We start from the raw sequence: 7,091 nt of genomic DNA, 5'->3' as shown, positions 1-7,091 counted from the left end.
AAACCGGCAGGGATGCCGGTTTAGCCGCCCCGCGCCATGGATGGCGCGTGGCGGCGGCCCCCCAAATCACTGGCGGATTACGGGCACACCGAGCCTAGGCGAGGTGCCGAGTGGTGGGGCAAGAGCGCTTTGGTTACTTTCGCGCTTTTCGAAAGTGACCCGCCGTCAGGCGGAACCCTAAGTGGCCGTTACCGCAGGAATGGATATGCACACAATCCAACTGTGTTGACCGCCAGGCCGCCTTCGCGAGCAAGCCCGCTCCCACAAGTTTGACTGCGGGGTGTCAGGTAGATAGATATCGACTGCCAGGCCGCCATCGCAGGCAAGCCAGCTCCCACAGTTGGATCGCGGGGCGCCAGGTAGATAGCCATCGTCGCACCGCAGTTGTGGCCCGTTTAAGGGCACACCACATCACATCATCAGCCCGCGCGCACCAACGCAGACCACAGGTAAACGTCCGTAGCCGGCCTGTCTTTGCCAACCAAGCGGTTGTCTCACCGAACAAAGCGCGCCCTTCTCTGCCGGCCTAATTTCCACCTCACAGCAGCTCATACCCCGCTGATGAGGTACGCCATGCATCGACATTCTTCACCACGATTGGCTGATTGTTCATGGCTTCTGCAACGGCGCGACCTCGCGCCTGAGGAGTCGGCTTATTGGTTGATTGAATGGGGAACCATGCAGCTGCTGCACCGACGGCAGGTCGCCAAGCGCACCCTGCCGCCGACGCGCTGACGCCCACCCGTAGGCCTGAACCAAAATAACGAGGAGCTCAAGATGGAATCTGCAATCGACACACATCTCAAATGCCCACGCACCCTGTCCCGCCGCGTGCCCGAGGAGTATCAACCGCCGTTCCCGATGTGGGTGGCGCGCGCTGACGAGCAGCTGCAACAAGTGGTGATGGCTTATCTGGGCGTGCAGTATCAAGGCGATGCCCAGCGCAAGGCTGCATTGCAGGCGATGCGTCACATCGTCGGCAGTTTCAGCCAGGCCGACGGCCCGCAGAACTACGATTTGACTCAGCACACTGACAGCAGCGGCTTTGATAATCTGATCGTGGTCGGGTACTGGAAAGACCCTGCCGCCCATTGCCGCTGGTTGCGTTCACCCCAGGTGAATGACTGGTGGAGTTCGCCGGATCGCCTGGGTGAAGGCCTGGGTTACTTCCGCGAAATCACCGCGCCGCGCGCCGAGCAGTTCGAGACGCTGTACGCCTTCCAGGAGAACCTGCCGGGTGTTGGCGCAGTCATGGATGCCACCAGTGGCGAGATCGAAGAACACGGCTACTGGGGCTCGATGCGCGACCGTTTCCCCATCTCCCAGACCGACTGGATGAAGCCCACGAGCGAGCTGCAAGTGGTCGCGGGCGGCCCAGCCAAGGGCGGACGCGTGGTGGTGCTGGGGCACGACAACCTCACACTGATTCGTTCCGGCCAGGACTGGGCGGATGCCGAGGCAGAGGAACGCTCGCTCTACCTCGACGAAATTTTACCGACGTTGCAGGACGGCATGGACTTCCTGCGTGACAACGGCCAGCCGTTGGGCTGCTACAGCAACAGGTTCGTGCGCAATATCGACCTGGACGGCAACGTTCTCGACCTGAGCTACAACATCGGTCACTGGCGCTCAGTGGAGAAACTCGAACGCTGGGCCGAATCCCACCCGACCCACCTGCGTATTTTCGTGACGTTCTTTCGCGTGGCCGCGGGCTTGAAGAAGTTGAGGCTGTACCACGAGGTGTCCGTATCCGACGCCAAAAGCCAGGTCTTCGAGTACATCAACTGTCACCCGCAAACCGGCATGTTGCGCGACGCCCTGCCGCCCACAGCCTGAGCGCCCTAGGCGTTTAACCCCCCCAGCTTCTGCCGCCTTGCCACCTTCCACGGGTGGCCCGGTCCCCTGTGCGAGGAATAAACGATGAATAAGATCCGCCTGCTGACCCTCTCCACCCTGTTGCCCGCCCTCCACGCGAACGCGGGTGAAGTCGCGCCTGGCGACTACGAGCAATATCCGATCGGCGCCACTATCGGGGCGATTTATTACCAGCACGCCACTACGGACTCGGCTTACGCCAACGGCCACAAGGCCAGCTCTGACTTCAGGGTGACCTCGGACGTGGGCATCCTGCGTCTGCTCCATGTGTATGCCCTCAGCGACACGGTCACCATCGACCCGCAATTCCTTTTGCCTTTCGGCCACGTCTCCGGCGCAGGTGACGCCTCAGCACTGGGCAGTACTCGCGGCGTGGGCGACTTGATCCTCACCGCGCCGGTGAAATGGCGGTTCAACGAAGCCCGCGACACCCTCAGTATCGCCCCCTATGTGTATGTGCCTTCGGGCACGTATGACAAGGACGATGCGCTCAATCTCGGGGAGAATCGCTGGAAATTCGAACTGCAGAGTGCCTACGTCAAGCACTTCACAGAGAAATGGGCGATGGACCTGGTCGGCGGCGCGACCTGGTATGGCGACAACACCGATTACGGTGCAAATGCCGACCGCCTGAAGCAGGACGTGTCCTACGCAGCGCAGATCATGGGCCGTTACATGCCGGACGCCACCACCACCTTTGCTATCGGCTTGGGGCGCACCTGGGGAGGCGAGACAAACATCGAGCATGTCAATCAAGACAACGAGTTGGGCACCACCAACGTGCGTCTCACCGCCACCAAATTCGTCACCCCCACCGACCAGGTGCAACTGCAATTGGGCAAAGACCTCTCGGTGGACAACGGCACCCGCGAAGACTTCCGCATGAACCTGCGTTACGCGCACATTTTTTAACGCCAGAAACTGCGACCGCGCGCCCCTGGCGCCAAGGTGTCCCGCTCAGCCAAGTCGATGTCTTTCTCAACCAAGCCACCGCCTGGATGCGCGGACTATCTTGAGCCCCAGGCCCGCTGATAGTGAGCATGCAGTGCTCTTCGGCCATTTACGATAAGGACAGCCAACCATGGCAATCGCTCGCCCCACCCTTGAACAGCTATTGGCTATTTCGAGCAGCCTGCACATGCAACTCAGTGCGCAGCAAGCCGATGAATACCTGGCACTTATGCAGGCAAGCTTCGACGCCTATGACCTGGTTGACGAGCTGCCGGACTTCATCCCGCCGGTGCGTTATGAACGCAGCTCAGGCTACCGTCCCTCGGCCGCACACAACCCGCTCAACGCCTGGTACTTCCGCACCGAAGTCAACGGTGCGAGCGAAGGCAAGCTCGCAGGTAAAACGGTCGCCCTCAAAGACAATATTTCACTGGCTGGCGTGCCCATGATGAATGGTGCCAAGCCGCTTGAAGGCTTCGTCCCCGCCTTCGATGCCACGGTTGTCACCCGCTTGCTGGATGCCGGCGCGACTATTCTCGGCAAGGCAACGTGCGAACACTACTGCCTGTCCGGCGGCAGCCACACTTCCGATCCTGCACCGGTGCACAACCCCTATCGCCAAGGGTTTGCCTCGGGTGGTTCGTCTTCCGGCAGCGCAGCGCTGGTTGCCGCCGGCGAGGTCGACCTGGCTGTCGGCGGTGACCAGGGCGGCTCAATCCGCATCCCTTCCGCCTTCTGCGGCACTTACGGCATGAAGCCGACCCACGGCCTGGTGCCCTACACCGGCATCATGGCCATCGAGGCGACTATCGATCACGCCGGCCCCATCACCGCAAACGTACGCGACAACGCCTTGATGCTGGAGGTCATGGCCGGCGCCGATGGGCTTGATCCGCGACAAGCCGCGCCGCAGGTCGACGCTTACAGCGATTACCTGGAGCGCGGTGTCAGCGGGCTGAGGATCGGCATCCTGCGCGAAGGTTTTGAACTGGCCAACCAAGACCCGCGTGTGGACTCGTGCGTACGCCAAGCCATTGCAGCGTTTGCGCGGCTGGGCGCGCAGGTCGAGGAGGTGTCGGTGCCTGAGCACAGCATTGCCGGTTCGCTGTGGCACCCCATCGGCTGTGAAGGTTTGATGATGCAGATGATGCACGGCAATGGGGCCGGTTTTAACTGGCAAGGGCTGTATGACCTGGGTTTGCTGGACCAGCAAGCCGGGTGGCGCGATCAGGCCAATGAGCTGTCCGCCTCTCTCAAGCTGTGCATGTTCGTCGGGCAATACGGGCTGGAGCGCTACAACGGGCGGTTCTACGCCAAGGCACAAAACCTCAGGCGCGTGGCACGCGCCGGGTATGACGCCGCGTTGGCGCGCTATGACCTGCTGGTGATGCCCACCGTGCCGATCGTCGCCCAGCCCCACCCGCAGCCGGGTTGCTCGGTTACCGAGTACGTGGCCCGTGCGCTGGAAATGATCGGCAATGCCTGCGCCCAGGACATCACCGGCCATCCGGCCATGTCGATTCCCTGCGGCCTGGTAGACGGTCTACCTGTCGGGCTGATGCTGGTCGGCAAGCACTATGCCGAAGGCACGATTTACCAGGCTGCCGCAGCGTTCGAGGCGTCGGTTGACTGGAAAAACTGTTAGCCGGTAGTCCCGCGCAGCGCAAAAAGAATAAGCCGCCAGGCGCTGCCCAGAAGCTCAACGATGAGGAGTCAACTTATGAGCGCACACGAAGCAAGCACATCTACACCGGGCGAACGCGCGCAAGCGTTACTGCAAGTGCTCAAGCAGAAGGATCTGATCCCCGACGGTTACATCGAACACATGACACAGCTGATGGCACACCAATGGAGCCCGGAGAACGGGGCTCGGGTGGTAGCCAAGGCCTGGGTAGACCCGCAGTTTCGCGAACTGCTGCTCAAAGACGGCACCGCGGCGTGCGCCCAATTTGGCTATACCGGCCCGCAGGGTGAATACATTGTTGCGCTGCCAGACACGCCCAGCGTGAAAAACGTGATTGTGTGCAGCCTGTGCTCCTGCACCAACTGGCCTGTCCTGGGCTTGCCGCCGGAGTGGTACAAGGGCTTCGAGTTCCGCGCCCGACTGGTGCGCGAAGGGCGCACCGTGCTGCGGGAACTGGGCACCGAGCTGCCGGCCGACGTCATCGTCAAGGTCTGGGACACCAGCGCCGAAACCCGCTATCTGGTGCTGCCTGTACGGCCCACGGGCAGCGAATCGATGGATGAAGAGGCCCTGCGAAAACTGATCACCAAGGATGTCCTTATCGGCGTGGCGCTGCCTTAGGTGGCGTAACCGGTGCCCTTTGTTTTTTGCACTTTTCAGAGGTATTCACAATGGATGGCTTTCACGATCTCGGTGGGTTTCAAGGCTTTGGCAAAGTCCCTCACACCATCAACAGCCTGAGCTACCAACCCGTGTTCAAGCAGGACTGGGAGCACCTGGCCTACAGCCTGATGTTTGTCGGCGCCGATCACTTGAAAAAGTTCAGCGTGGACGAAGTGCGCCACGCCGTCGAGCGCCTGGATGTGCGCCAACATGTCGGTACCCAATACTACGAACGCTATGTCATCGCCACCGCCACCCTGCTGGTCGAAACCGGTGTGATCACCCAGGCGGAACTCGACCAGGCCCTGGGTTCGCACTTCAAGCTGGCGAACCCCGCGCACGCCAGTGGGCGCCCAGCGATCACCGGCCGCGCGCCCTTTGAGGTGGGCGACCGGGTGGTGGTGCGCAACGAGTATGTGGCGGGGCATACCCGCATGCCGGCCTACGTACGCGGCAAAGAAGGCGTGGTGGTGCACCGCACCGCGCAAAAGTGGCCCTTCCCTGACGCGATCGGCCACGGTGATCTGAGCGCGGCGCATCAGCCGACCTATCACGTCGAGTTTCGCGTGAAAGATCTCTGGGGCGACGCAGCAGATGATGGCTTCGTGGTGGTCGACCTGTTCGAAAGCTACCTGGACCACGCCGATGGCACGGTGAACGCATGATGGACGGCGCCCTGACAGGCCGACTGCCGGTGACGGTGCTTTCCGGCTTCCTCGGCGCCGGCAAAACCACCCTGCTCAACCATATCCTGCGCAATCGCGACGGCCTGCGCGTGGCGGTCATCGTCAATGATATGAGCGAGATCAACATCGATGCCGAGCAGGTGCAGCGCGACGTGGCGCTGCACCGGGGCCGCGATGAGTTGATCGAGATGAGCAATGGCTGCATCTGCTGCACGCTGCGCGCCGACTTGCTCGAGCAGATCAGCACCCTGGCGCGCCAGCAACGTTTCGACTACTTGCTGATTGAGTCCACGGGGATCTCCGAGCCGATGCCGGTAGCCGAGACGTTCGCCTTCCTCGACGCGCAGGGCTTCAGCCTCAGCGAACTGGCGCGGCTTGACACCTTGGTGACGGTGGTCGATGGCAGTCGCTTTGAAGCATTGCTCGAATCGCCGGGCATCGTGGCCCGCGACGACGCACCCACGCGCCATCTGACCGACCTGCTGATCGAGCAAGTGGAATACGCCAACGTCATTCTCGTCAACAAACTGGACCTGATCGACGAGCCCGGCTACCAGGCCGTGCACGCGATCCTCGCCGGCCTTAACCCGAGCGCGCGGATCATGCCGATGGCTCAGGGTAACGTGGAGTTATCCGCAATACTCGGTACCCACCTGTTTGATTTACCTAGCCTCGCGGCCTCGCCCGGCTGGATGAAAAAAATGCAGGCCGACGACACGCCGGCCTCTGAGTCGGACACCTATGGCGTGACCTCCTGGGTGTACCGCGAGCGTGCCCCGTTTCACCCGCAGCGATTGCTCGATTTTCTCCAGCAGCCCTGGCACAACGGGCGCCTGTTGCGCAGCAAAGGTTACTTCTGGCTCGCCAGCAGGCACTTGGAAACCGGCCTGCTGGTGCAAAGCGGCAGGCAGTTCCAGTGGGACTACGTCGGGCACTGGTGGAACTTCATCGAGCAGTCGCAATGGCCGCAGGATGAATATCGGTTGCAGAGCATCATGGCCAAGTGGGACAGCATTGTCGGCGATTGCAGGCAGGAGCTGGTCTTTATCGGCCAGGGCCTGGACACCCAAGCGCTGCAGCGCGCACTCGACAACTGCCTGCTGAGTACCCAGGAAATCGCCGCCGGCCCCTCGGCCTGGCAAGCCCTGCCGGGGGCAGCAATCTTTGACTCCCAGGCCTTATCGGCGCCGACGCCGTCCTTGCAGGCTGACCCTATTTGACCGAGGTAGAGG

Annotated in this window: 6 protein-coding genes; all 6 read left to right on the top strand. The window is 61.8% G+C overall.

Annotated features, from left to right (window positions below; genetic code table 11):
* Window positions 1–777: 777 nt before the first annotated feature.
* The 6 genes from oxdA (at window position 778) to GIW04_RS26050 (ending at window position 7,079) form a co-directional block, all read left to right on the top strand.
* Entirely contained in the window at window positions 778–1,836 is a 1,059-nt protein-coding gene (gene oxdA / locus GIW04_RS26075) for an aliphatic aldoxime dehydratase (RefSeq protein ID WP_120248009.1), read from the top strand.
* An 84-nt stretch (window positions 1,837–1,920) separates the two neighbouring features.
* A complete protein-coding gene (locus tag GIW04_RS26070; protein ID WP_003191106.1) occupies window positions 1,921–2,787 on the top strand; it encodes a transporter in 867 nt (288 codons plus the stop codon).
* Window positions 2,788–2,956: 169 nt separating this feature from the next.
* Window positions 2,957–4,471: an amidase gene (locus GIW04_RS26065; RefSeq protein WP_120248008.1), complete on the top strand. Its 1,515-nt coding sequence runs from the start codon at window positions 2,957–2,959 to the stop codon at window positions 4,469–4,471.
* 75 nt (window positions 4,472–4,546) lie between these two features.
* On the top strand, window positions 4,547–5,131 hold the full coding sequence (gene nthA, locus GIW04_RS26060) for a nitrile hydratase subunit alpha (protein WP_120248007.1): 585 nt from the start codon (window positions 4,547–4,549) through the stop codon (window positions 5,129–5,131).
* A 50-nt stretch (window positions 5,132–5,181) separates the two neighbouring features.
* Entirely contained in the window at window positions 5,182–5,838 is a 657-nt protein-coding gene (gene nthB / locus GIW04_RS26055; RefSeq protein ID WP_120248006.1) for a nitrile hydratase subunit beta, read from the top strand.
* Entirely contained in the window at window positions 5,835–7,079 is a 1,245-nt protein-coding gene (locus tag GIW04_RS26050) for a GTP-binding protein (protein WP_120248005.1), read from the top strand. The genes nthB and GIW04_RS26050 overlap by 4 nt, the downstream gene beginning before the upstream one ends.
* Window positions 7,080–7,091: the final 12 nt, after the last annotated feature.

It is taken from the genome of Pseudomonas sp. PA-4-8C, assembly GCF_021606625.1.
Lineage (GTDB): Bacteria > Pseudomonadota > Gammaproteobacteria > Pseudomonadales > Pseudomonadaceae > Aquipseudomonas > Aquipseudomonas lactis.
This window is presented reverse-complemented; position numbering and strand designations above follow the sequence as displayed.